The organism is Pseudomonas sp. 21LCFQ02, assembly GCF_024129895.2.
GTDB lineage: Bacteria > Pseudomonadota > Gammaproteobacteria > Pseudomonadales > Pseudomonadaceae > Aquipseudomonas.
Window position 1 is genome coordinate 1,021,651 of sequence record NZ_CM178749.1, and the last position, 25,160, is coordinate 1,046,810.

The 25,160-nt window shown below is 61.0% G+C and carries 23 protein-coding genes; 9 read left to right on the plus strand and 14 right to left on the minus strand.

The window, feature by feature from the left end; all coding sequences use genetic code 11:
- Positions 1-6 precede the first annotated feature (6 nt).
- The 5 genes from NJC40_RS04845 to trxA form a co-directional block, all read right to left on the minus strand.
- Positions 7-672, minus strand: a complete 666-nt coding sequence (locus NJC40_RS04845; RefSeq protein WP_045484797.1) for a gamma-glutamylcyclotransferase — start codon at positions 670-672, stop codon at positions 7-9.
- Positions 673-946: 274 nt separating this feature from the next.
- Positions 947-1,912, minus strand: a complete 966-nt coding sequence (locus NJC40_RS04850) for a CDP-6-deoxy-delta-3,4-glucoseen reductase (protein ID WP_253139927.1) — start codon at positions 1,910-1,912, stop codon at positions 947-949.
- Positions 1,912-3,378: a 4-hydroxy-3-polyprenylbenzoate decarboxylase gene (gene ubiD, locus NJC40_RS04855; protein WP_045484803.1), complete on the minus strand. Its 1,467-nt coding sequence runs from the start codon at positions 3,376-3,378 to the stop codon at positions 1,912-1,914. The genes NJC40_RS04850 and ubiD overlap by 1 nt, the downstream gene beginning before the upstream one ends.
- A 114-nt stretch (positions 3,379-3,492) precedes the next feature.
- On the minus strand, positions 3,493-4,752 hold the full coding sequence (gene rho / locus NJC40_RS04860) for a transcription termination factor Rho (RefSeq protein WP_045484805.1): 1,260 nt from the start codon (positions 4,750-4,752) through the stop codon (positions 3,493-3,495).
- A 233-nt stretch (positions 4,753-4,985) separates the two neighbouring features.
- Positions 4,986-5,312, minus strand: coding sequence for a thioredoxin TrxA (gene trxA / locus NJC40_RS04865; protein ID WP_045484807.1), 327 nt, complete (start codon positions 5,310-5,312; stop codon positions 4,986-4,988).
- Positions 5,313-5,633: 321 nt separating this feature from the next.
- Between trxA and ppx the strand changes: the two genes are divergently transcribed.
- Positions 5,634-7,136 carry an exopolyphosphatase gene (gene ppx / locus NJC40_RS04870; RefSeq protein ID WP_045484809.1) on the plus strand — a complete coding sequence of 501 codons (1,503 nt, stop codon included), beginning with the start codon at positions 5,634-5,636 and terminating at the stop codon, positions 7,134-7,136.
- On the opposite strand, the gene ppk1 is transcribed toward ppx, so the two are convergent.
- Positions 7,123-9,333: a polyphosphate kinase 1 gene (gene ppk1, locus NJC40_RS04875; protein WP_253139925.1), complete on the minus strand. Its 2,211-nt coding sequence runs from the start codon at positions 9,331-9,333 to the stop codon at positions 7,123-7,125. The two genes, ppx and ppk1, sit on opposite strands and share 14 nt — an antisense overlap.
- Before the next feature lie 20 nt (positions 9,334-9,353).
- Positions 9,354-10,364 carry a porphobilinogen synthase gene (gene hemB, locus NJC40_RS04880; protein WP_045484813.1) on the minus strand — a complete coding sequence of 337 codons (1,011 nt, stop codon included), beginning with the start codon at positions 10,362-10,364 and terminating at the stop codon, positions 9,354-9,356.
- A 232-nt stretch (positions 10,365-10,596) separates the two neighbouring features.
- Between hemB and NJC40_RS04885 the strand changes: the two genes are divergently transcribed.
- Together NJC40_RS04885 and elbB are read left to right on the plus strand one after the other, a co-directional pair.
- Positions 10,597-11,223, plus strand: coding sequence for a DedA family protein (locus tag NJC40_RS04885; protein WP_045484815.1), 627 nt, complete (start codon positions 10,597-10,599; stop codon positions 11,221-11,223).
- A 151-nt stretch (positions 11,224-11,374) separates the two neighbouring features.
- On the plus strand, positions 11,375-12,049 hold the full coding sequence (gene elbB / locus NJC40_RS04890) for an isoprenoid biosynthesis glyoxalase ElbB (protein ID WP_253139923.1): 675 nt from the start codon (positions 11,375-11,377) through the stop codon (positions 12,047-12,049).
- Between the two features lie 6 nt (positions 12,050-12,055).
- On the opposite strand, the gene NJC40_RS04895 is transcribed toward elbB, so the two are convergent.
- Positions 12,056-13,945 carry a cytochrome c/FTR1 family iron permease gene (locus NJC40_RS04895; RefSeq protein ID WP_253139921.1) on the minus strand — a complete coding sequence of 630 codons (1,890 nt, stop codon included), beginning with the start codon at positions 13,943-13,945 and terminating at the stop codon, positions 12,056-12,058.
- 402 nt (positions 13,946-14,347) lie between these two features.
- Here NJC40_RS04895 and NJC40_RS04900 point away from each other — a divergent pair, with 402 nt between their 5' ends.
- The 4 genes from NJC40_RS04900 to NJC40_RS04915 are packed head-to-tail and all read left to right on the plus strand — an operon-like array spanning position 14,348 to position 17,538.
- Positions 14,348-15,748: a COG3014 family protein gene (locus tag NJC40_RS04900; RefSeq protein ID WP_253139919.1), complete on the plus strand. Its 1,401-nt coding sequence runs from the start codon at positions 14,348-14,350 to the stop codon at positions 15,746-15,748.
- A 21-nt stretch (positions 15,749-15,769) separates the two neighbouring features.
- Positions 15,770-16,141 carry a YcfL family putative periplasmic lipoprotein gene (locus NJC40_RS04905; RefSeq protein ID WP_045484823.1) on the plus strand — a complete coding sequence of 124 codons (372 nt, stop codon included), beginning with the start codon at positions 15,770-15,772 and terminating at the stop codon, positions 16,139-16,141.
- A gap of 50 nt (positions 16,142-16,191) precedes the next feature.
- Complete coding sequence (gene lpoB, locus NJC40_RS04910) at positions 16,192-16,782, plus strand: penicillin-binding protein activator LpoB (RefSeq protein WP_045484825.1); 591 nt, start codon at positions 16,192-16,194, stop codon at positions 16,780-16,782.
- Positions 16,783-16,785: 3 nt separating this feature from the next.
- The gene (locus NJC40_RS04915) at positions 16,786-17,538 is read left to right on the plus strand and encodes a hypothetical protein (RefSeq protein ID WP_045484827.1); all 753 of its coding nucleotides are present in this window, start codon (positions 16,786-16,788) and stop codon (positions 17,536-17,538) included.
- Positions 17,539-17,946: 408 nt separating this feature from the next.
- Here the strand turns inward: NJC40_RS04915 and NJC40_RS04920 are convergent, their stop codons facing one another.
- The 3 genes from NJC40_RS04920 to NJC40_RS04930 all read right to left on the minus strand — a co-directional run bounded on the left by NJC40_RS04920 (position 17,947) and on the right by NJC40_RS04930 (position 21,331).
- Positions 17,947-18,579 carry a LysE family transporter gene (locus tag NJC40_RS04920; protein WP_045484829.1) on the minus strand — a complete coding sequence of 211 codons (633 nt, stop codon included), beginning with the start codon at positions 18,577-18,579 and terminating at the stop codon, positions 17,947-17,949.
- A gap of 233 nt (positions 18,580-18,812) precedes the next feature.
- Positions 18,813-19,406, minus strand: a complete 594-nt coding sequence (locus NJC40_RS04925; RefSeq protein ID WP_253139917.1) for a mechanosensitive ion channel family protein — start codon at positions 19,404-19,406, stop codon at positions 18,813-18,815.
- A gap of 14 nt (positions 19,407-19,420) precedes the next feature.
- Positions 19,421-21,331 (minus strand): ATP-binding cassette domain-containing protein, encoded by a 1,911-nt coding sequence (locus NJC40_RS04930; RefSeq protein WP_253139916.1) that lies wholly within the window; start codon positions 21,329-21,331, stop codon positions 19,421-19,423.
- A gap of 46 nt (positions 21,332-21,377) precedes the next feature.
- Here NJC40_RS04930 and NJC40_RS04935 point away from each other — a divergent pair, with 46 nt between their 5' ends.
- The gene (locus NJC40_RS04935; RefSeq protein WP_045484840.1) at positions 21,378-21,872 is read left to right on the plus strand and encodes a TIGR02444 family protein; all 495 of its coding nucleotides are present in this window, start codon (positions 21,378-21,380) and stop codon (positions 21,870-21,872) included.
- On the opposite strand, the gene NJC40_RS04940 is transcribed toward NJC40_RS04935, so the two are convergent.
- On the minus strand, positions 21,850-22,863 hold the full coding sequence (locus NJC40_RS04940; protein ID WP_253139914.1) for an AlgP family protein: 1,014 nt from the start codon (positions 22,861-22,863) through the stop codon (positions 21,850-21,852). The two genes, NJC40_RS04935 and NJC40_RS04940, sit on opposite strands and share 23 nt — an antisense overlap.
- 222 nt (positions 22,864-23,085) lie before the next feature.
- On the opposite strand from NJC40_RS04940, the gene NJC40_RS04945 reads away from it, so the two are divergent.
- A complete protein-coding gene (locus NJC40_RS04945) occupies positions 23,086-23,760 on the plus strand; it encodes an FKBP-type peptidyl-prolyl cis-trans isomerase (RefSeq protein WP_045484843.1) in 675 nt (224 codons plus the stop codon).
- A 58-nt stretch (positions 23,761-23,818) separates the two neighbouring features.
- Here NJC40_RS04945 and NJC40_RS04950 read toward each other — a convergent pair whose 3' ends face one another.
- Entirely contained in the window at positions 23,819-24,280 is a 462-nt protein-coding gene (locus tag NJC40_RS04950; protein ID WP_045484844.1) for an Rsd/AlgQ family anti-sigma factor, read from the minus strand.
- A gap of 166 nt (positions 24,281-24,446) precedes the next feature.
- Positions 24,447-24,986: a disulfide bond formation protein B gene (locus NJC40_RS04955; protein WP_253139912.1), complete on the minus strand. Its 540-nt coding sequence runs from the start codon at positions 24,984-24,986 to the stop codon at positions 24,447-24,449.
- Positions 24,987-25,160 lie beyond the last annotated feature (174 nt).

Below are 25,160 nucleotides of genomic sequence, written 5' to 3' on the forward strand. Positions count from 1 at the left end.
CCTGATTCAGGCGCGTGCAGCACAGCGCTTGAGCCGCGCCTCCAGATTAAGATCTGGCATGGCGTGGCTGCGCAGCGCCTGAACGGTCTGCTGCACATAATCGTGAGTCGTTCCTGAGCGCCCACAGGCGCTGGCCAGCACCTGGCTCAGGACGCTGTCGGGCAGATTGCCTGCGTAGCTGGGCAAATGCCGCTCCAGCACAAACCCTAACGCCTTGATCTTGCGACCATCCTCCAGTCGGCAACTGAGCCAGTGCGGACGATAGGAGGGGTAAGGCATCTCGCGCTTCCACAGCGCCAGCAACGACTCTTCCAGGCAGTGCTCAGGTAAACGATAGGCAACGCCAGTGCACGAGCCACCACGATCCAGACCAAATACCAGCCCGGGAGCTGCCGGCGTGCCACGATGCTCGTGGGACCACAGGTACAGCCCGCGGTGATAACCGTGCACCCGCGCGCGCTGACGCTCCACGGTAGAGCATTCCGGACGCCAGATCAGCGAGCCATAAGCGAACAGCCAGACCGGCCCGCCCTGGTGCTGTTGCAGCGTGGCGTGCATCGAGGCCAGCAGTTGCTCGTGGGTCAACTGCGGACCGAGGTCAATAACTGGAGGGTAAGTCAGCCCCAGACCGTCGTGTACGGCTGCGGCGAGATCGTTGATTGGATTGCCCATGTATCCCCCTGGCGGGGTCAGCGCCAGTCATGGCCGGCCTTGCAGTGCGATGAAACGCTTTCTCCAGGCCTGCCGATCGTGCAAAAGCGAGTACCAAACGAATAAGGCGGCCAGCGATGAAACGATTCTGGCCACCGCTTCATACTGGCACGAAGCAATTTTTAATCCAACCGCACGAATCTGCAAAACAGGTCTAAATACACTGCAAACCAAGAACTTTTAGGAATAACAGACCCTGCACTCGTCATATGCCGCACGCCACAGCCTGGCGCCGTCAGCGTGGCGCGTAGGCAAACACATCGGCGCGCATGTGATGTGCATCCATGCCCGCTTCGACCAGCGCATCAAGGGTTGCATAAACCATTGCCGGTGAGCCGCTGGCATACACATAAACACCTGAGAGGTCGGCAATGTCTTCGCGAACAGCCTCGTGCAGCAGCCCGCAGCGCCCGACCCAGCCACACAGGTCGCTGACCACCTTGTGCAGATGCAGGTTGGGCAGGCTCTGCCACTGCTCCCAATGCTCGATACCGTAGAAGTCCTCCGGACGGCGCACCCCCCAGTACAAATGCACCGGATGCTTGAAGCCGTTAGCCCGACAATGCTCGATCAGACTATGCATCTGCGCCATCCCGGTACCGGCGGCGATCAGCACCAGCGGGCCATCGGGCAGCTCGGCCAGATGGGTGTCACCCAACGGCAGCTCGACACGGGCGATGCCGTCACGCTGCAATTGCTCAAGCAATGCTCGGGCGCCCGCCTCACGGACCAGCACGTGCAGTTGCAGGTCGCGGCCGCTGTGCGGTGCGCTGGCCAGCGAGAACGCCGACTTGCCGCCGCCGTCACGTTCGAGCATCAGGTACTGGCCGGCGTGATAGCGCGGCAGTTTGCCCGCCGGCGTGCGCAGGCCGATACGCCAGACATCGCCACCGACCGCCACGCACTCGCTGACCTGGCAGGCCAGCTTGCGCACCGGCAGTTCACCCAAGGCCAGCACGCCGTCCCACAACACGATGCAGTCTTCCAGCGGCTCAGCCACACAGGTGTAGATCTCGCCGTGGTCGTGCTCTGTGCCCGCCTGCGCGACCCGGCCTTCGACCAGCAGGGCTTCGCAGACATGACAGTTACCGTTGCGGCAACTGTTCGGGCATTCATAGCCCAGCCGCTGGGCCGCCGCCAGAATGGCCTCGCCGGGCAAGGTATCGAGAACGGCGCCCGAAGGCTGCAAGGTTACGCGCATCAATCTATTCCCAGCTGATTCCAGATCTCGTCCACACGGCGTGTGACCGCCTCATCCTTGACGATAACCCGGCCCCACTCGCGACTGGTTTCACCCGGCCATTTGTGCGTGGCATCCAGGCCCATCTTCGAGCCCAGGCCCGACACCGGCGAGGCGAAGTCCAGGTAATCGATCGGCGTGTTGTCGATCATCACCGTGTCGCGCTTGGGGTCCATGCGCGTTGTGATGGCCCAGATGACGTCGTTCCAGTCCCGCGCATTGATATCGTCGTCGGTCACGATAACGAACTTGGTGTACATGAACTGTCGCAGGAACGACCAGACACCCAGCATCACGCGCTTGGCATGGCCGGGGTACTGCTTCTTCATGGTCACTACCGCCATGCGGTACGAGCAGCCCTCAGGCGGTAGATAGAAGTCAGTGATCTCCGGGAACTGCTTTTGCAGGATCGGCACGAATACTTCATTGAGCGCCACCCCGAGAATCGCCGGCTCATCCGGTGGCCGGCCAGTGTAGGTGCTGTGGTAGATCGGCTTTTGCCGATGGGTAATGCGCTCGACGGTGAACACCGGGAAACTGTCGACTTCGTTGTAGTAACCGGTGTGATCGCCATACGGGCCTTCGTCGGCCATCTCGCCGGGATGAATCACCCCTTCCAGAACGATTTCGGCAGTGGCCGGCACTTGCAGGTCGTTGCCCCGGCACTTGATCAGCTCAGTGCGACTGTCGCGCAGCAGACCGGCGAACGCGTACTCGGACAGGCTGTCCGGTACTGGCGTGACAGCGCCGAGAATGGTGGCCGGGTCTGCACCCAGAGCCACCGATACCGGGAACGGCTTGCCGGGGTTCTTCGCGCACCATTCCTTGAAGTCCAGCGCGCCGCCGCGATGGCTGAGCCAGCGCATGATGACCTTGTTGCGGCCGATCACCTGCTGGCGATAGATGCCCAGGTTCTGGCGCTCTTTGTTCGGCCCGCGAGTGACGGTCAGGCCCCAGGTGATCAGCGGCGCGACATCGCCCGGCCAGCAGGTCTGCACCGGCAGCATGCCAAGATCCACGTCATCACCTTCAATGACCACTTCCTGGCAAGGCGCATCCTTGACCACCTTGGGCGCCATGGCGATGACTTTCTTGAAGATCGGCAGCTTGGACCAGGCGTCCTTGAGACCCTTGGGCGGCTCGGGCTCTTTAAGGAAGGCCAGCAGTTTGCCGATCTCGCGCAGCTCGTCAGTGGACGACGCGCCCATGCCCATGGCGACCCGCTGCGGGGTGCCGAACAGGTTGCCCAATACCGGAATATCGAACCCGGCGGGCTTTTCGAAGAGCAGGGCCGGGCCCTTGGCTCGCAGGGTGCGATCACAGATCTCGGTCATTTCCAGTACGGGGGAAATGGGCATCTGGATGCGTTTCAACTCTCCGCGCTGCTCAAGCTGCTGCACGAAGTCCCTTAGATCCTTGAATTTCATTGACCCGGCCACTTTTACAAAGAGGTGCACATCGTACCTGCTCTGTGCAGACGCGCCAGCGTGCAGGCAAAAAAAATGGCGCCGCGAGGGCGCCATTTTCGATGAGACTGTCCGTTACTTGCGTTTCATGGACAGGAAGAACTCATCGTTGGTCTTGGTCGTCTTGAGCTTGTCGGTCAAGAACTCGATGGCGGCGATTTCGTCCATCGGGTGCAGCAGCTTGCGCAGAATCCACATGCGTTGCAGTTCGTCGTCGGCGGTCAGCAACTCTTCACGGCGGGTGCCGGAACGGTTGATATTGATGGCCGGGAAGACGCGCTTCTCGGCGATCCGACGGTCCAGGGGCAGTTCCATGTTGCCAGTACCCTTGAACTCTTCGTAGATGACTTCGTCCATCTTCGAACCGGTTTCGATCAACGCAGTCGCGATGATGGTCAGCGAACCGCCTTCTTCGATGTTACGCGCAGCACCGAAGAAACGCTTCGGCTTCTCCAGGGCGTGAGCATCGACACCACCGGTCAGGACCTTACCGGAGCTCGGGATCACGGTGTTGTAGGCGCGCGCCAGACGGGTGATGGAGTCGAGCAGGATGACCACATCCTTTTTGTGCTCGACCAGCCGCTTGGCCTTCTCGATCACCATCTCGGCAACCTGCACGTGACGGGTCGGCGGCTCGTCGAAGGTCGAAGCGACGACTTCGCCGCGCACGGTGCGCTGCATTTCGGTCACTTCTTCCGGACGCTCGTCGATCAACAACACGATCAGGTGGCATTCAGGGTTGTTGCGGGTGATATTGGCCGCAATGTTCTGCAGCATGATGGTCTTGCCCGCTTTTGGCGGAGCGACGATCAGGCCACGCTGACCTTTACCGATGGGTGCGCACAGGTCGATGACCCGGCCGGTCAGGTCTTCGGTGGAGCCGTTACCGGCTTCCATTTTCAGGCGCTTGTTCGGGAACAGGGGGGTCAGGTTCTCGAACAGGATCTTGTTCTTGGCGTTTTCCGGGCGGTCGAAGTTGATCGAGTCAACCTTGAGCAGGGCGAAATAACGCTCGCCTTCCTTTGGAGGGCGGATCTTGCCGACAATAGTGTCGCCGGTACGCAGGTTGAAGCGGCGAATCTGGCTTGGCGAGACGTAGATATCGTCCGGGCCGGCCAGATAGGAAGCATCTGCGGAACGCAGGAAACCGAAGCCGTCCTGGAGGATCTCCAGCACACCATCACCGGAGATTTCTTCGCCGCTCTTTGCGTGCTTCTTGAGCAGGGCGAAAATCACATCCTGCTTGCGCGAACGGGCCATATTTTCTATGCCCATCTGTTCGGCCATTTCGAGCAGATCGGTAATCGGCTTTTGCTTGAGTTCAGTCAGGTTCATATGGGAATGAAGTAATCGTATATGAGGGGAAATTAAGCCTCTGGCTTAATGAGACCGCGCCGCAGAGATGGCGAAAGGATCGCGTACTGAATCGAAAGGAGAGCGTCGGCGACGGCTTGCAGGGGGCAACGGAGAAACCGTTGCGGGGCCGAATGTAACATCTGGATTTTCAGGCGTCTAGTGCGCGTCCTGAAAAAAACCCCGCATTTAGCGGGGTCTTGAACAGCCCGGCCTTACAGGTGGGCGTCGAGGAAAGCCGCCAGTTGCGACTTCGACAGGGCGCCAACTTTAGTGGCTTCAACGTTGCCGTTCTTGAACAGCATCAGGGTCGGGATACCACGTACACCGTGCTTGCCAGGGGTGTCGGCGTTTTCGTCGATGTTCAGCTTGGCGATGGTCAGCCGGCCTTCATAGGTCGAAGCGATGTCGTCCAGAACCGGAGCGATCATCTTGCAAGGGCCGCACCATTCTGCCCAGTAATCAACCAGCACGGGGCCCTGAGCCTGAAGAACTACTTCTTCGAAGGTGGCGTCAGTGACGTGTTTGATCAGGTCGCTCATGGAATTCTCCGGGTTGCTAGGCTAAAAACGTCGTTCATCATAGCGGGCCTGCTGGCATTCAGGAAGTAATCGATCATTGACTCTGTCTATGATGGCGCATCACTGTGGTTATAGCTCAGCACCTGAGCGCAAGCGCACTGAACGGATATCCGGCCACTCAGCCTTGTAAGGGCAACGATTCATGCGGCTTTTGCGGGCCTGACAATTGGACCGGTGACCGGCTTTTTCAGCACGCCATGACGCCGCACCGTACAGCTTCGCGTTGGCGTGCGCCATGGTTCGTGGCAGGATGTTGCGGTCATTGACCGGAATCTCCTGACCATGCCTCACACCAAAGCCAAGAATCTTTCTCTGATCGCTGCCATCGACCTGGGCTCAAACAGCTTCCATATGGTGGTGGCCAAGACCAATCAGGGCGATATCCGCATTCTTGAGCGGCTGGGCGAGAAGGTACAGCTGGCGGCCGGCATTAATGAAGAGCGGCAACTGACCGAAGAGTCGATGCAGCGCGGCCTGGACTGCCTCAAGCGCTTTGCGCAACTGATCAACGGTCTGCCACTGGGCGCGGTCCGGATTGTCGGCACCAATGCCCTGCGTGAAGCCCGCAACCGCAATGAATTCATTCATCGCGCCGAAGCCATTCTCGGCCACCCCGTAGAAGTGATTTCCGGCCGCGAAGAAGCGCGCCTCATTTATCTGGGCGTCTCGCACACCCTGGCCGACACCCCCGGCAAGCGCTTGGTGGCCGATATCGGCGGCGGCAGCACCGAATTCATCATTGGCCAGCGCTTCGAGCCATTGCTGCGCGAGAGCCTGCAGATGGGCTGCGTCAGCTTCACCCAGCGTTATTTCCGCGATGGCAAGATCACCCCGGCGCGCTATGCCCAGGCCTACACCGCAGCTCGTCTGGAGTTGATGAGCATCGAGCAGGGCCTGCACCGCCTGAAATGGGACGAGGCCATCGGCTCCTCAGGCACCATTCGCGCCATCGGCGCGGTACTGAAGGCCAATGGGCATGGTTCCGGCGAGGTCAACGCTGAAGGTCTGGCCTGGCTCAAGCGCCGCCTGTTCAAACTGGGCGATATCGAAAAAATCGACTTCGAAGGCATCAAGCCCGATCGTCTGGCGATCTTCCCCGCCGGGCTGTCCATTCTTGAGGCGATCTTCGATGCCCTGGAACTGCAGCGCATGGATCACTGCGAGGGCGCGCTGCGTGAAGGCGTGCTCTACGACCTGCTGGGCCGCCATCATCACGAAGACGTCCGCGAACGCACCCTCAATTCCCTGATGGAGCGCTATCACGTCGACATGGAGCAGGCTGCGCGGGTCGAGCGCAAGGCACTGATGGCGCTGGAACAGGTCGCCGCAGCCTGGGACCTGGAAGATGAAAGCTACGCCGAACTGCTGAGCTGGGGCGCCAAGGTGCATGAAGTGGGGCTGGATATCGCCCACTATCACTACCATAAGCATGGCGCCTACCTGATCGAGCACTCCGACCTGGCAGGTTTCTCCCATGAAGACCAACAGAAACTGGCCCTGCTGGTACGCGGCCATCGCCGCAACATCCCCAAGGACAAGTTCGCTGAATTCGGTGATGAAGGCATCAAGCTGATTCGCCTGTGCGTGCTGCTGCGCTTCGCCATCCTGTTCCACCACATCCGTGGCACTCAGGAAATGCCGCAGGTGGTGCTGCGCGCCGACGGTCCGAACCTCGACGCGCAGTTCCCGGACGGCTGGCTGGAAAACAACCAGCTGACCCAGGCCGACTTCGCGCTGGAAGCGGAGTGGCTGACCCGGGTCGGGATCGTCTTCAGCTCACGCTGATGATCGGCTTGCTCAGGCGCTCCAGCAGGGTCGCCTGGGCACTGCGGGCATTCTGGTTGCCGGTCGGGCTGGTACGGATGTAACGGCCGTCGGACTGCAGAATCCAGCTATGGGTGTTATCGGTCAGATACAGCTCCAGCTCTTTCTTGACCCGCAGGATCAACTTCTTGCTGTCCACCGGGAAGCAGGTCTCGACACGCTTGTCGAGGTTACGCTCCATCCAGTCGGCACTGGACAGGAACATCTGCTCATCACCGCCATTGAGGAAGTAATAGACCCGGGTGTGCTCCAGGAAGCGACCGATGATCGAGCGTACCTGAATATTGTGCGACACCCCCGCAATGCCCGGTCGCAGGCAGCACATGCCGCGCACCACCAGATCGATCTTCACCCCGGCCTGGCTGGCCTTGTACAACGCGCGGATGACTTTCGGGTCGGTCAGCGAGTTGAACTTGGCAATGATATGCGCCGGCTTGCCTTCCGCGGCAAACTGGGTTTCCCGGGCAATCATGTCCAGGATGCCCTTCTTGAGGGTGAACGGCGCATGCAGCAGCTTCTTCATGCGCAGGATCTTGCCCATGCCGATCAACTGGCTGAATAGCTTGGACACGTCTTCGCACAGCGCATCATCGGACGTCAGCATGCTGTAGTCGGTATACAGCCGCGCGTTGCCGGCATGGTAGTTACCGGTGCCCATGTGCGCGTAACGCACGATGTCGCCGTTCTCGCGGCGCAGGATCAGCATCATCTTGGAGTGGGTCTTGAAGCCGACCACACCATAGATCACTACCGCACCTGCCGCTTGCAGGCGGCTGGCCAGTTGCAGGTTCGACTCTTCGTCAAAACGTGCCCGCAGCTCAATGACCGCCGTGACTTCCTTGCCGTTGCGCGCCGCATCCACCAGCGCATCGACGATCTCGGAGTTGGCACCACTGCGGTACAGGGTCTGGCGCACAGCCAGCACATGCGGGTCTTTGGCGGCCTGGCGCAGCAGGTCGACAACCGGCGTGAAGGACTCGAACGGGTGCAACAGCAGGATGTCCTGCTTGCGGATCACGCTGAACAGGTTTTCGCTGTTCTGCAGCAATTTGGGAATCGCCGGGGTGAACGGCGGGTATTGCAGCTCTGGATGACTGTCCAGACCGGTAATGCTGAACAGGCGCGTCAGGTTGACCGGGCCGTTGACCTGATACAGCTCCGACTCGTTCAGGCTGAACTGCTTGAGCAGGTAGTCTGACAGGTGTTTCGGGCAGGTATCTGCCACCTCAAGGCGTACCGCGTCACCGTAACGACGCGAGAACAGCTCGCCGCGCAGGGCACGGGCCAGGTCTTCGACGTCCTCGGAGTCCAGCGCCAGGTCGGCGTTACGGGTCAACCGGAACTGATAACAGCCCTTGACCTTCATACCCTGGAACAGGTCATCGGCGTGCGCATGGATCATCGACGACAGGAATACGAAGTTGTCGCCAGGCCCACCGACGTCTTCAGGCACCTTGATGACCCGTGGCAGCAAGCGCGGTGCCGGGATAATCGCCAGACCCGAATCGCGACCGAAGGCGTCGACGCCTTCAAGCTCGACGATGAAGTTCAGACTCTTGTTGACCAGCAGCGGGAACGGGTGGGTAGGGTCCAGGCCGATCGGGGTGATGATCGGTGCGATTTCATCACGGAAATAGCGGCGCACCCAGGTCTTGAGCTTGACCGTCCAGTAACGACGACGAATGAAGCGCACCTGATGCTTTTCAAGCTCCGGCAACAGGATGTCGTTGAGGATCGCGTACTGGCGATCCACCTGCTCGTGGACCTGCTCGCTGATACGCGCCAGCGCCTGGTGCGGCTGCAAACCATCGGCGCCGGCCAGCTCACGGGCAAAATTGATCTGTTTCTTGAGGCCCGCCACGCGAATCTCGAAGAACTCATCCAGGTTGCTGGAAAAAATCAGCAGGAACTTCAGCCGCTCCAGCAGCGGATAGGACTCATCCAGCGCCTGCTCCAGCACCCGGATGTTGAACTGCAATTGGGCCAGTTCACGGTGGATGTACAGGCTGCTGTCGTCCAGGTTGGTAACGACAACTGCAGGGGCCGCGGTAACAGGGGTCTCGACGACCTGCTCAAGCTCAATGGCAGGCTCAACCACAGGTGTAGCCTCCTGAACACTGACTTCTACGGTGGCTTGGGTGAGTCCTTCGGTATTCATGAACGTTCCTGTGAGGGAGGCTATTGCCCTTTTAAAAGTTGAGCGGCACGCACGGCAAAGTAAGTCAGGATACCGTCGGCACCGGCACGTTTAAACGCGGTGAGCGATTCGAGAATCACGCCCTCGCTCAGCCAGCCATTCTGGATCGCAGCCATGTGCATCGCGTATTCGCCGCTGACCTGATAAACAAAAGTCGGAACCTTGAACTCGTCCTTGACCCGGTAAAGGATGTCCAGATACGGCATGCCCGGTTTGACCATCACCATGTCGGCACCTTCCGCCAGATCGGCAGCCACTTCATGCAGCGCCTCATGGCTGTTGGCCGGGTCCATCTGGTAAGAGGCCTTATTGGCCTTGCCCAGATTGGATGCCGAACCGACCGCATCGCGGAACGGACCATAATAGGCACTGGCGTACTTGGCCGAGTAAGCCATGATCCGCACATTGACATGCCCGGCCAGCTCCAGCGCTTCACGGATTGCCTGGATCCGGCCATCCATCATGTCGGACGGGGCAACCACCTGAGCGCCGGCAGCGGCATGCGACAGCGCCTGTTTCACCAGTGCATCAACGGTAATGTCGTTCTGCACATAGCCCTCGTCATCGAGGATGCCGTCCTGACCATGGGTGGTGAAAGGATCCAGTGCCACATCGGTGATGACGCCCAACTCCGGAAACCGGTCACGCAGGGCGCGGGTGGCGCGCTGGGCGATACCGTCGGGGTTCCACGCCTCGGCAGCGTCGAGGGACTTTTTCTCGGCCGGGGTAACCGGAAACAGAGCCAGCGCAGGAATACCCAGCTCCACCCAGTGTTCGGCTTGCTTGAGCAGCAGGTCAATCGACAACCGCTCGACACCCGGCATCGAAGCCACTGACTCACGACGGTTTTCACCGTCGAGGACAAACACCGGAAGAATCAGGTCGTCGACGGTCAGGACGTTTTCACGTACCAGCCGTCGGGAAAAATCGTCGCGCCGGTTACGACGCAGGCGAGTGAGGGGGAACAGGCGGTTTGCGGGGGTAAAACTCACGGCAATACTCCTGAGCCCGCATACGCGGGCAAGCGCGACAGTTATAAGCCGCCATTATGACCAAAGTGTGACAATTTAAGTGCAGTCTGCGACCCGAGGCCGCAGCAGAGCCTCTGGCGCGATTTTCAGCGCTGTGGTTGTAACATTCTTTAACGCTGCGACGCACATGGGTGCTTTCCAGTTTCTCCTGCGCGAGTTAGGCTGCGGTCCTCATTTCGCCAGCATCCAGACAATGCTCCAGAATTTTCTAAACGACTTCGGCTATCTGGCCCTGTTCATCGGCACCTTCTTTGAAGGCGAGACCATTCTGGTGCTTGCCGGATTCCTGGCGTTCCGTGGATACATGGACCTTAACATGGTCATGCTGGTCGCGTTTTGCGGCAGCTATGCAGGCGACCAGCTCTGGTACTTCATGGGGCGCCGGCACGGCCGCAAGCTGCTGGCCCGCAAACCGCGCTGGCAGGCGATGGGCGACCGGGCGTTGCGCCTGGTGCGCAAGCACCCCGACCTCTGGGTGCTGAGCTTCCGCTTCGTCTACGGCCTGCGCACCGTGATGCCGGTGGCTATCGGCCTGTCCGGCTATCCGCCGGCGCGCTACCTGATCCTCAACGGCATCGGGGCAGCAGTCTGGGCCGTGGCCCTGGCCTCGGCGTCCTACCACTTCGGCTCGGTCATGGAAGGCCTGCTGGGCAATATCAAGAAGTACGAGCTGTGGGTCCTCGGCGGTCTGCTGGTGATCGGTCTGGCACTCTGGGCGCGCCGCCGCTTCAAGAGCGCCCGCCTGGCCCGGGAAGAGAAACTCGCTGCCGTCTCCGCCAGCGAAGCGCCTCTGGATCCGGCCGACAAGAAAGCCGACTGACCCCCCACCCGGTCCGGGCACCCAGTGCCCGGACTGCATTGAACATCCCGCTCCTGCTACGATCCGATCTTTTGCATGCCCGCTGATTTTCAGCGCGGCAGGCACAGGCATACCCGGCGCCCGACCGGGTTCATGATGGAGAGTGTTCGACATGCACAAAAAAGTAGCCGTTATCCTGTCTGGCTGCGGCGTCTACGATGGCGCTGAGATCCATGAAAGCGTCCTGACCCTGCTGCGCTTGGATCAACGCGGCGTGCAGGTACAATGCTTCGCACCGGATATCGCGCAACTGCATGTCATCAACCACCTCACCGGTGAAGTCAGCGCAGAGTCGCGCAACGTACTGGTGGAGTCGGCACGCATCGCCCGCGGCGCCGTCCAGGACGTCCGCGAAGCCCGTGCCGAAGACTTTGACGCGATCATCGTGCCTGGCGGCTTCGGCTCGGCCAAGAACCTCTCGAACCTGGCCACCGAAGGGGCCGCCTGCCATGTGCAGGAAGACGTGCTGGCACTGCTCAAGGCCTTTGTCGAGGCAGGCAAGCCGGTCGGGCTGATCTGCATCACCCCCGCACTGGCCGCGAAAATCTACGGCCCGGGCGTCATCAGTACCATCGGCAACGACCCGGACACCGCCGCAGCGATCATCCAGATGGGCGGTGTGCACCAGGACAGCCATGTCGAGGACATCGTCGAAGACGCCGAGCGCAAACTGGTCAGCACCCCGGCCTACATGCTCGCCCGCAGCATCAGCGAGGCCGCTGCGGGGATCAACAAGCTGGTTGACCGGGTCATTGAGCTGACCCATGAGGACGATGCGGCCCGATAGCCGCGATCAGCCTGCGGCGCGGCGCTCCTGCAAACGGCTACGCCCGTACAGCAAGGCAATCGCCAGCAACGCCACTGCCTGAGCGCTCAGTGACCAGGCATCGGCATGCACACCCAGCCAGTCGAACTCGAAGAAGTTCACCGGATGGGTGCCGAAGATGCCGGCTTCCTGCAGCGCTTTGACACCATGTCCGGCGAACACCACCGACAGTGCGCACAGCAATGCAGCATTGATTGAGAAGAACAGCGCCAGCGGCAGTTTCGCCGAGCCGCGCAGGATGATCCAGGCCAGCCCCAGCAACAGCACCAGCGCGGTTCCCGCCCCCGCCAGGACGGCGTTATGCCCGGCGGGACCGGCCTGCAGCCACAGGGTCTCGTAGAACAGGATGACCTCGAACAACTCGCGATACACCGAGAAGAATGCCAGCACAGCAAAGCCGAAACGGCCGCCACCACTGACCAGGCTGCTCTTCACATAATCCTGCCAGGCAGCGGCGTGGCGACGATCATGCATCCAGACCCCGAGCCACAGCACCATGACACTGGCAAACAATGCCGTGGCGCCTTCGAGCAGTTCACGCTGGGCACCGCTGACATCAATCACATAAGCCGCCAGCGCCCAGGTCGCCAGCCCCGCCAGCAATGCCAGGCCCCAACCAACATTGACGCTGCGCACCGCCGATTCCTGACCGGTGTTACGCAAGAACGCCAGGATCGCCGCCAGCACCAGAATCGCTTCCAGCCCTTCACGCAACAGAATCAGCAGGCCGGAAATGTAGCTCAGGGACACGCTCAGACCATCACCGCCCAACGCCTCGGCAGACGCCTTGAGCTTGACCTTGGCCAGGTCCAGACGCTGAGCCACCTGCTCCTGAGGCAGGTTGTCCTGCACCGCTTGGCGATACGCCATCAACGACTTTTCGGTGTCCTTGCGCAGCGCGGTGTCGACGTTGTCCAACGAGCTTTCGACCAGTTCAAAACCTTCCAGATAGGCGGCAACCGACAGGTCATAGGCCTGGTCGCGGTCACCTGCCGCATAGGCGGCCAGGCTCTTGTCCAGGGTGGTGCGGGTGTAGTCGAGCAACTGCGCGGGCCCCCGCTGGGCCTGTGGCGGCTTGGCGCGCTGGGCCCGGAAGGCGGCGGCCGCTTGCGGCCCCTCAGCAGCCTCGACTTCTGCCGGAGTCAGGCGCGCCAGATCGGCCAGCTGCCAGGTCTTGTCCGAGCTGGCCCCAGGCTGGGCGGTAAAGCCTGCGATATAAACCGCCAGGTCCCAACGCTGACGCTCATCAAGCAGTTCACCGAAGGCCGGCATGTCGGTGCCCGCCACGCCAAGCCCGAGGGTGTTGTAGATGCCGTACAGGCTTAACCGATCGAGGCGTGCGGCATCGCGCAGATTGGCCGGTGGCGGCTCCAGGCCGATACCTGCCGGCCCGTCGCCGGCGCCGCTGGCGCCATGGCACACCGAGCAGACCTGCGCATACAGCGGTGCGCCACGGGCCGGGTCCGGGGTAATCAACGGCGCCTGGCTGACCTCGTACGCGGCGGCCAGGCTGGCGCCCAACTGGCGGGCCTGACGGGCCACGGCGCTGCCCTCATCGCGGCGCTGCACCGCGCTCAACAATTGCTCAACACCGTGCTCCAGGCTGTCGCGCCCGGCCCGCTGTGGCAAACCGACCACCAGGCCCTGTAACGCACCGAGGAATTCGACCTGCTCGCGGTACTCGCCATCATCAATGACCTTGCCGTCGGCCACCGTCGCCGGGTAGTCGGCAGCAATGTAGTCGAGCAAGTGCAGCGCCTGGACGGCACCTTCGACAGGCTCGGCCAACAGCACAGAGCTGCACAGCAGCAGTACAGGCATGAGCAGCCAGCTCAAAACACGGGCAAGGGAAGGCATGAAACGATTCTCAACAGACCACAAAGCCGTGCATTGTTCCCTCACACCATCACAGGCTCAATACTCAAAGCGGAAATTTGTGACAAAAAATTACATTTTATTTTAGGAAGTAACACCTGCCTGACCTATCGCTGCAGCATCACCCTTCCACAGCCGATTGGCGCGATAAAGAGGTGCGCAAGTTGGCAATTTGCGTGACCCATTGCGCATGTGTGCTGGAACAACGGCAAATATCCGTTGTCATCGCCGCCTTCGGCCTTATAATTTCGCGCCCTCCGCACATACCGGGACATACTTTTCCCACCGGATGGACTCATTCAGGCAGCCCGCAGCGCCTGGCCATTGGACTGGCATAGCGGGTTATCCCTGAGACCCGAACAGACTTCAGGGAATGGAACGCACATGTCTTCTCGTGCCTTGACCGCGCTCACGCTGGTCGCTGCCGTACAACTGGCCGGCTGCTCCGCCTTTCGCAGCTACGACAACGAGCTCAAGGAAACCAACCAGCATATGACCTCCGGCAACATTGTCGGGGCGTTGGCCACGCTGGAAAAAAACAATACCAGTGCCGACAAGGACCTCCTCTACTACTTCGAGAAGGGCGAACTGCTGCGTGCCAGCGGTGACCTGGACGGCAGCCAGACCGCTTGGCGCTCGGCCGATAAAGTCATTTACACCTGGGAAGAGTCGGTCAAGCTCGATACCGACAAGTACCTGGCCCAGTTCGGCAGCTTCCTGGTCAACGACAAGGTGCGTCGCTACGAAGGCTACGACTACGAAAAAGTCATGCTGACCACCCAGATGGCCTTGAACCTGCTGGCGCGCAACGACTTCGACGGCGCCCGGACCGAAATCAAAAAGACCCATGAACGCGAAGCGGTCATTGCCAATCTGCGTGACAAGGAATACCTCAAGAGCGAGCAGGAAGCTCAGGAGAAAGGCGTCAAGACCCAGTTCAAAGACCTGCAAGGCTACCCGGTGGCCTCGCTGGATGCGCCCGAAGTGGTCGGCCTGAAAAACAGCTATCAGAGTGCCTTCAGTCACTATCTGTCTGGCTTCGTGTATGAAGCGCTGGGCGAGAAGGGGCTGGCCGCGCCGGGTTATCGCAAGGCGGTAGAGCTGCGTCCGAATACGCCGCTGCTTGAAGACGCACTGAAAAAACTCGATGGCGACGCCAGCAAAAGCGGCGAAAGCGAAGTGCTGCTGGTGATCCAGAGCGGCTTTGCGCCGGCCCGTGACTCGGTGCGCATTCCATTGCCACTGCCAATCAGCGGTAACCTGGTCATCACCCCGCTGTCGTTCCCGGTGATCCGCGCCGACACCAGCACCGCCTCGTTCAATCAGGTGACCCTGGACGGTAAAGCCGTCAACCTGACCCTGCTCAACAGCACCACTGACATGTCGCGTCGTGCACTGCGTGATGACATGCCCGGCATCATCCTGCGCACCACCGTGCGCGCCATTACCCGAGGCGTGGCGCAGAAGCAGCTCAACGACGTCAACCCGCTGGCCGGCCTGGCCGTCGGGATCGCTTCGGCGGTCACCGAAGGTGCTGACACCCGCACCTGGCGCACCTTGCCTGACCGCACCCTGGTTGCCCGCATTCGTCTGCCACAGGGTCAGCACTTGGTAAGCCTGCCCAACACCTTGGGTAGCTCGCAGGTGCAATTCAAGGTTGATAAGCCCTACCAGGTCGTATCCGTACGCGCGCTGGGCAACCAGGTGTTCGCCGACGGCCAGATGGCCCAGGTCATTCCGACCGGTGTGCCCCAAGCGATTGCCACTTCTGCAACTGCCAAATGACCCTTTGACGGAGATTCTGTAATGCGTATCAAGATTCTCGGCGCCCTGGCCCTGGCCCTGCTCGCCGGCTGTGCCACCCCGCCGCCACCGGCTCCCGGCAGCGCAGCCAGCAAGATCGTGCAGATGGGCGATTTCAAGAACATCGAAGTCGGCGCCATTCGGGTCGCCCGCGAGAACGGTTTCCTGACCGTCAAGGCCCAGCTGAGCAACACCAGCAGCCGTAACAAGACCCTGTACTACCGCTTCGCCTGGCTGGGCAACGACGGTTTCCCGGTGGCCGATGAAGAAACCTGGAAAACCCTGCCCCTGTATGGCTCGCAGAGCACCGTGCTGTCAGGTATCGCGCCGGTCCCCAAGGCCACCGACTTCCGGATTGAAGTCAATACGCCCTGAGTGCAGCGTTGAGCCGTTTTCCTTTTTGCCAAGTTAAAGAGAACCCCTGTATGTCCTTTATCCGTCTTTGCTCCATCGCTGCCGTCGCTGTACTGGCCACCGGTTGCGCCAACAACTCGCCGACCCTGGGCAGCAAGAACATCAGCTACGGCGACACCAAGGCCGTGGAAACCGTGACCAACGAGTTCGGCTCCACCGACCTGCAAATGATCGCCGAGAGCATGACCCGCTCGCTGGCCCAGTCCGGCATCCTGCAAGGCCGTCCAGTGGTTCAGGTCTACGACGTGAAGAACAAGACCAGCGAGTACATCGATACCCGCGAAATCACCACCTCGATCAAGACCCAGCTGATGAAGAGCGGCACCGCCCGTTTCGCCAGCGACAATACCCAGATGCAAAGCCAGGTCGACCAGCTCAAGCTGCAAAACCAGAGCGGTCTGTACAAGAACTCCACCGTCGCCAAGACCGGCAACATGATCGCTGCCAAATACCGCCTGGAAGGCGCGATCAGCTCGATCGTCAAGCGCAGCAGCGACTATAAGGACGTCTACTACAAATTCAGCCTGCAACTGATCGACGTTGAAAGCGGTCTGGCCGAGTGGATGGACGAGAAAGAAATCCGCAAGACCACGGAGCGCTAAGCAATGCGTGCATGGATCGGCATCATCGGCCTGCTGTGCGCCTTCGGCGTGCAGGCCGCCCCCAAGGTGGCCGTAGCAGACATGGCGTTCCAGCAGCGCGTCGAGCAGTACATCCGTATTGTCTCGGCCCGCGCCAGCGAAAGCGCCCATGCCAATGCCTACAGCGCAGGCTATCAGGGCTCGGCCAGCTACGACTCCTATGAGTCGCGCAACAGCTACATCGAGCAGGGCGAGCTGCGCAAGTTCAGCGGCGACATCAAGGGCGAGATTCTCAAGTCCGGCATGTTCCAGCTGGTTCAGGGCACGCCCTACACCTCCAGCTCCAAGGAAGATGTCTACGACGTGATCCGCCGGATCAAGAATGGCAGCTTCAAGGGTGCTGACTACGTGTTGTTCGGTACGGTGTCGGATATCGACTTCCGCGAAGACATCAACGAGCTGGCCCATACCGATAGCTATTCGGCGGTCATGGGCATCACCCTGGTAGCCGACTTCAGCCTGATCAACACCCGTACCTTCGAGATCACCTCGGCGTTCACGGCGATGGGCGAAGGCCAGGACACCAAGCTGGTCAACAGCCGTGACATCAAGGTCTCGCTCAACCGCGGCCGGGTGGTGCGTGAAGTGTCCAAGTCGATCGGCGTGGATGTCAGCCGCCAGTTGCGCGAGCAACTGCGTGGCGAGGTGGAATGGGTTGAACAACCCGTGCAGCACAACAACCTGCCCCGCGACGAGGCCCCGCGCATCCTGCGTTGAGTCTTGGTTTGCACATGAAAGGGCCGGGCCGGACGTTGAATTTTAACGCTCGGTCCGGCCTTTTTTGTTGGTCTTGCCTGCCATGCACCGTAGGAGATCGCCCGCCGCCTCGGCGCCGCGCTGTCGCGCAGCAAACATGGACCTCGTAGGACTAATGGCGATCAGAAGGACAAACGGGATTCGGTGGGAGTTGGCTTGCCGACGAATACTGCGGTACATCCGCAGCAGAATGTGCCGGCTTTACTGGCCCTTTCGCTGTGGTCCGGCACTCCGGCAAGCCAGACTCCCACCGAGACCGAATAAGATCCGAAATCGCTTAACTGATCGGCATTACCCCGTAGGAGCTGCTTCAGCAGCGAATCCCGTTCGCGGCTGAAGCCGCTCCTACGGCGGGCAAGCCAGCGGGAGTCAGGCGGTGCCGCGATGCAGGGTCGCAAGAAAGCCCGCAGCACCGACGAACAGGCTGGCAAAGGTGCGGTTCAGGCGCTTTTGCTGACGTGGAGTCTTGAGCGCGCGCAAGACGCGAGAGGCCAGCCCGGTGTAGCCGGCCATCACGGTCAGGTCCACCGCCACCATGGTCAGGGTGATAATCACGTATTGCGCCAGTAACGGCGCGCTCGGGTCGATGAACTGCGGCAGGATCGCCAGCATGAACACCAGCGACTTGGGGTTGCTCATGTTCACCAGAAAGCCACGCAGCACCAGGCTCAACGGCTTGCCGATCGGGCGCATGGCGGGGTCTTCGCTCAGCTCAGTAGGCTGCGCACGCCATTGCTTGACGCCCAGGTAGATCAGGTACAACACACCGAACCATTTGATCACCGAGAACGCCAGGTCCGAGGTCGCCAGTACCGCACCGAGCCCCGCCGCAACGATGCCGATCTGCGCCACCAGTGCCAGTTGCAGGCCCAGAGCGTTCCAGTAGCCACGCCAGAAGCCGTATTGCAGGCCGCAGGACATCGAGGCGATCGCCCCGGCACCCGGTGACAGACTGATTACCCAGCACGCGGCAAAAAATGCCAGCCATGTTTCAAACGCCATCGCACACCTCGAATTGATTCAGCTATGCGTTACGGTATGCGTTATCTCCAAATGTGACCAGATGGGCACGTCTAAAAACTACCTACGTTGCCATCGCTGCGTTGAAAACCGGCTCCTGCGCGAGTCCGATCGAAATGCTCATTTACAACCCGTAAAGTCGAGCGCGACTGCGACTGTTTCTTGCCTGTTTTTGCCTTGCACTGGCTGCCTCGGCAACGTTTTTCAACGGCCTGTTACTTGCCTTCGCTGGCCGGCTTGTCGGCAAGGATCTGGGGAATCACATCAGTGCCGCGCCAGCGCCGCACGGCCTTCTGGAAGAACTGGCTGTTGGGCACCTGCACCAGCGCACCGCCCTGCTCGGGCAGCTCGATCAAGGTGGTGAACATCAGGTTGATGGCCGTGACCCGGCCTTTGACCCCGGGTTTGTCGAGCGTATCGACCAGTTCCACCACATCACCGATGCGAAACGGCCCGATGGTGAAGATCATCACCGCGCACAAGAGGTTCGACAGCACACTCCACATGGCAAAGAACGCCACCGCGGCCACCGCCACGAAGCCTGACAGGGCCGTCCACAACACCGTGGCCGAGACGCCCAGGCGGCCCAGCACGATGACGAAGGCGCTGCCCATGATGAACCAGCGCAAACCGCCACGCACCGGCATCAACAGCTCTGGTGGCAACGGGTAACGCTCGCCCAGGCGGGTCAGAAAACGTCCTACCACACGCTGGATCAGGTAACCCGCCAGCAGGATCAACAGCACTTGCACACCCAGCCAGATCGGTTCGATCCAGTGGGCCGCCAGTGTCACGCCTAATACGTCCATCAACCTTTGCACCTTTACGACAACGCTTCGAGCTCGGCCTGCATGGTTTCCAGCACCTCCAGTGCCTCCATCCAGCCCTCTTCGAGCTCACCCTCACGGGTTTTCAGCCTGGCCTGTTCAGACAACAGCTCACGCAGTTTGTCCTTGTTGGCGGCTTCGTAGATGGCGCTGTCAGCCAGACCGTGCTCTATTCTGGCGAGTTTTTCCTGCACCTCACCCAGTTCACGCTCAAGCTTTTCAGCCTGTTTCTTGTGCGGCGCCAGTTGCTGACGCAGGGCCGCGGCCTGCTGGCGCTGGGCCTTTTTGTCGGTCTTGTCGGCATTGGCCGGGGTGTTGCTGACCGGCGCGTTGCGCTGACGATAGTCGGCCAGCCAGCGGGTGTAGTCGTCCAGGTCGCCATCAAACTCCTCGACCCGGCCGTCGGCCACCAGCATGAAGTTGTCGGTGGTGCTCTTGAGCAAATGCCGGTCGTGAGACACCACCAGCACCGCACCGCTGAACTCCTGCAAGGCCATGGTCAGCGCCAGGCGCATTTCCAGGTCAAGGTGGTTGGTCGGTTCGTCGAGCAGCAGCAGGTTGGGCTTTTCCCAGGCAATCAGGGCCAAGGCCAGGCGGGCCTTTTCGCCACCGGAGAAATTCACCACCGGTTCATCGAGGCGCGCGCCACGGAAGTCGAAACCGCCGAGGAAGTCGCGCAGGGTCTGCTCGCGTTCAGTGGGCGCGAGACGCTGCAGGTGCAACAAGGGGTTGGCTTTGGCGTCCAGCGAGTCGAGCTGATGCTGGGCAAAGTAGCCCACCGAGAGGTTTTCACCGCGTTGCAAGCGCCCGGCCAACGGTTGCAGCTCACCGGACAGGTTCTTGATCAGGGTCGACTTGCCTGCCCCGTTGGGGCCGAGCAGGCCGATGCGCGCGCCTGGGGTCAGTTGCAGCTTGACCTTCTCCAGGATGGTCTTGTCGCCATAACCCAGACGGGCATCAGACAGGTCCAGCAGCGGGCTGGAGATCTTCTCCGACTCGCGGAAAGTGAAGTTGAACGGTGAGTCGACGTGGGCCGCCGACAGCTCTTCCATGCGCTCCAGGGCCTTGATCCGGCTCTGCGCCTGGCGGGCCTTGGTGGCCTGGGCCTTGAAGCGGGCGATGTACTTTTCCATGTGCGCACGCTGCGCCTGCTGCTTTTCGTAGGCCTGTTGCTGCTGGGCCAGACGCTCGGCACGGGCGCGCTCGAAGGCACTGTAGCCACCGCGGTAGAGAATGATCTTGCGCTGCTCGACATGCGCCACATGATCGACCACGGCATCGAGAAAGTCGCGGTCGTGGGAAATCAGCAACAGGGTGCCCGGATAACCCTTGAGCCAGTCTTCGAGCCACAGGATCGCGTCGAGGTCCAGGTGGTTGGTCGGCTCGTCGAGCAACAGCAGGTCGGAAGGGCACATCAGCGCCTGGGCCAGGTTCAGGCGCATCCGCCAGCCACCGGAGAAACTGCCGACCTGACGCTCCATTTGCTCATTGCTGAAGCCAAGGCCGGCCAGCAGCTTGCGCGCCCGGGCATCGGCGGTGTAGCCATCGGCGCTGTCGAGTTCGGCGTGCAGGCGCGCCAGAGCGGTGCCATCGTGGGCCGTTTCAGCTTCAGCCAACTGACGCTGGACATCGCGCAAATGCACGTCGCCATCGAGCACATAGTCCACAGCCAGACGTTCGAGGGTATCGACTTCCTGGCGCATGTGCGCAATCCGCCAGTCGGCGGGCAGGCGGCAGTCACCGGAGTCCGGATGCAGCTCGCCGCGCAGCAACGCGAACAGGCTGGATTTGCCGGCGCCGTTGGCACCGATGAGGCCGGCTTTCTGGCCGGCGTGCAAGGTCAATTCAGCATCTTCTAGCAGACGCTGCGGACCACGCTGTAAGGTGAGGTTTTCAATTCGAATCATGATGGCGGCGGAGTCTACCAGCTTCGTCCCGGACAGGTGGACCACTATGCCTGCGGATCTATGGAGTTTCACCCTCGATTTCTATGCCCGACCCGGTATCGAGCAGGCCTGCCTGCGCCTGCAGGACCAGGGCGCGGATGTGTGCATGCTGCTATGCGGAGTCTGGCTGGGCGCGCGCGGGGTGGCTTGCCATCCGGCGCGGGTCGAAGCAATCAGCGCGCTGGCCCGGCCTTGGCAGGCAGACGTGGTCACTCCACTGCGTGCGCTACGCATTCAATGGCGTAGCAACGCAAAAGCAGATGCGGGGTTGGCGACGCTGCGCAATCAGCTCAAGAAACTGGAGCTGGATGCCGAACAGGCTCTGTTGCAACGCTTGCAGGCCCTGGTTCTGCAATGGCCTGAAGAGCAGGCAAACGAGACCGGACTATGGCTCAAGACGCTGGCCCCAGAAGTGGCGGGGCTGGACCGCGACGCACTGCAAGTGCTGTGCGACGCGGCCAGTGACGCCGGCAAGCAGCTTAGGAAGCGCTGCTCGGGTTGACGCTGTTGGCAACTGCTGGCGCTGTAGCCGGGGCGGCTGGCGCAGCAGGTGCCGACGTGCTTGCAGTTGCAGCCGGGGCGGCTTCAGGTTTGGCGGCGGCTGGTTTGGCTGGGGCCTTGGCAGCAGCAGGCTTGGCAGCGGCTGGTTTGGCCGGGGCCTTGGCAGCAGCAGGCTTGGCGGCGGCTGGTTTGGCTGGGGCCTTGGCGGCAGCGGGCTTGGCAGCGGCTGGTTTGGCCGGGGCCTTGGCAGCAGCAGGCTTGGCGGCGGCCGGTTTGGCCGGGGCCTTGGCGGCAGCGGGCTTGGCAGCGGCTGGTTTGGCCGGGGCCTTGGCGGCAACAGGCTTGGCGGCGGCTGGTTTGGCCGGGGCCTTGGCGGCAGCAGGCTTGGCGGCGGCTGGTTTAGCGGCGGCGGCCTTGGCTGGTGCTTTGGCAGCAGCAGGTTTGGCGGCTGGTGCCTTGCTGGCAGCGGGCTTGGCTGCGGCTGGCGCCTTGGCAGCAGCGGGTTTGGCAGCTGGCTTGGCGGCAGCAGGTTTGGCAGCGGCGGTTTTCGCTGGCGCCTTGGCAGCGGCAGATTTGGCAGCCGGCTTGGCTTCGCGCGAGCTCAACACTTTACTGACAGCTTCGCCTACGCGGCCCACGCCTTGGGCCAGCTTGAGGCTTTCCTGCACATCACGCTTGAGTTGCTGAATGTAGTTGCGCGTCTCGGTCTGACGATCTTTGAGGGTGTCGAGCAGCGCTTCAAGTTCTTCGACAGCGGTCTTGGCCTTGGCCTGAGCCTTGGTTTTTCCGGAGGCAGCAGCGTCCTGAATGCGGGTGCGCGACTTGTGCAGTTTTTCCTGGGCCTTGACCCGTTGTTTTTCCAGCTTGGCGAGCAGTTTCTCGGCATCGGCCTGAGCTTGAGTGCAGGCGTCTTCCAGATGCTCGAGCAAGCTGCTCGACAGTTGTTGGAGCAAATGCAATGGGGTATTTACTGGCTTCTTTTTGGCCGACATGATTTACCTCCTGGCTGACGAAATTGCGGCCCATACTAGCCCTCTGCCCGAAGCGCCGCTAGCGCATCTTGACAGCATTGCAAGCCCGCTGTTGCATCATCACCCGCAAGATTGTGCAAGTTCATGGCCTGTCTGAAAAATTTCACCTGCGCAAGCTGCCCATCGAGCCTCCCGGCACTGGCATAATCTTCAGGCTTTTTCATTACTGGCCGGAGAGCAGCCATGTCGCGCTACCTGTTAATGTCGTTGGTTCTGGTTGTGCCGCTGGCCCAGGCCAGTGAGCCCCCGGCGTCCAGCGATACCCGTGATCTGGCCTACAGCCTGGGCGCCAGCCTGGGTGAACGGATGCGCCAGGAGGTCCCGGACCTTGATCTGGATGCGTTGGTCGAGGGTTTGAAGCAGTCCTATCAGGGCAAGCCGCTGGCACTCAAGCAAGCGCGCATCGACAAGATCCTTGCTGACCACGATGCGGCCATGACCCAGGCCGAAGCCGCCGGCACCGACTCGCAGACCGAAGCCGCACTGGCTGCGGAACGGCGTTTCATGGACGCGGAAAAAGCCAAGCCGGGCGTCAAGGTTCTGGCTGACGGTATCCTCATGAGCGAACTGGTGGCCGGCAGCGGCCCTCGACCTGACCCCAATGGCCGGGTCGAGGTGCGTTACACCGGGCGCCTGCCAGACGGCACGGTGTTCGATCAAAGCAACCAGCCCCAGTGGTTCCGCCTCGACAGCGTGATCAGCGGCTGGACAACCGCCCTGCAAGGCATGCCGGTCGGAGCCAAATGGCGTCTGGTGATTCCATCGGCACAGGCCTATGGCGCCGAAGGCGCAGGTGACCTGATTGACCCGTTCACGCCGCTGGTGTTCGAAATCGAGTTACTGGCTGTTTCGCACTGAACGAAAAAGGGTGCCGAAGCACCCTTTTTCAAAACGCTCTGAAAACTCTTTTAAACGCTCAGGCTTCAGCGCTGGCCTCTTCCTTGTGCGAGTTGTGCAGCACCTCGATCAGGCAGTCTTCGAGTTCGAAGCGCTCGTGCAGCAGCCCGCCAAGTTTCTTGAACTCAGTGGCACAATCTGAAGATTCATTCTTGTCGCAACGATCATTGAACGCCAGAGCAAACTGGGTGATGACCTCCAGACGCGGGAACAGTGTGTCGGCCAGCTCAAGACCCCGCTCGTCGTTAAATGCCCGGGCTTCATCGCTGAGCTGTTCATAGACTTCGAAGTGACCGGCAGAGACATAGTCGACCAGCAACTGGCAGAAGCGTTGCTTTGCCTTGCGCTCGCCGAGCGATTGCGGAGAACCGCCAAGGGCATCATAGGCCCGGATCAGTTCATGACGTTCGAGGAGCCAACGATCAATCAGCAGGTTGACCCCACCCCAACGCTCCTGAGCACTCTCGCAGCTTTCCAGCATGATGTTCTCTCTTCCCTTAAGGGCATGCGGTCCTGTAGCGGCCTCAAGGCACGAAACAGGCCAGGTGAACCGAGCCTGACGGCGTCATGAGAGCCGAGTTTCTCGACGCTTGCGAGCCAGATTATGCCCGCAGGATAAGCCCATCAAGTCAAGAAAACGAGAAAGTTCATACAAGTGTTTGATCCTGATCCTGACCAATGCCCCGGATCCTGCGGCCTATCTGGCCTGACAAGGGATACAGTGCCAATAGCATCAGTCCTGCAAAACCCAAAAGACTCCACTCCGGCAGGCTGATGCCGAACAGCGACCAGTTGATCTCGGCGCACAAGCGTGACTCGCCTTGCAGCAGGTCACCCCAGGCATCCAGCGCCAGATTATCGAGGCTACGCTCCAGCGCATTGGTGACCGCCAGAAACTGTTCGGGCGATGAGGTCTGCAGCCCGACCTGAGCCCCGGCCACACCAGCCCCCGCAACAGCCGCAAGCAGAAGGCACCCCGCATAACGGCGCCAGCCGCGCACCGAAGGGCCGTGTAAAGCGGCTGCCAGGCAGATCAGAGCGGCAAGCGCCAGCAAGACCCGTTGCCAGCGGCAGAGCAGGCATGGCTCGAGGTTAAAGCCATGCTGCAGCCAGAGCGCCGCCCCCAGGGACAATGCGCATGCAATGAACGCCATGAGAAAGAGAACGCGCGTGCGGGCCAGATGCATGGCAAATCCGTAACAGAAAACGAAGGCAGCTACGGTAGAGGAAAGCGCCTCAAGCTTTCAAGGCGCAGACCTTCCGATGTTTCGCTGAAAACAAAAGGAAAAATACACACACAAATGCAGGATTCTTACCTTACAGCGTAGGAATATTCCCAGGCGCATTTCTGTCAACCACGC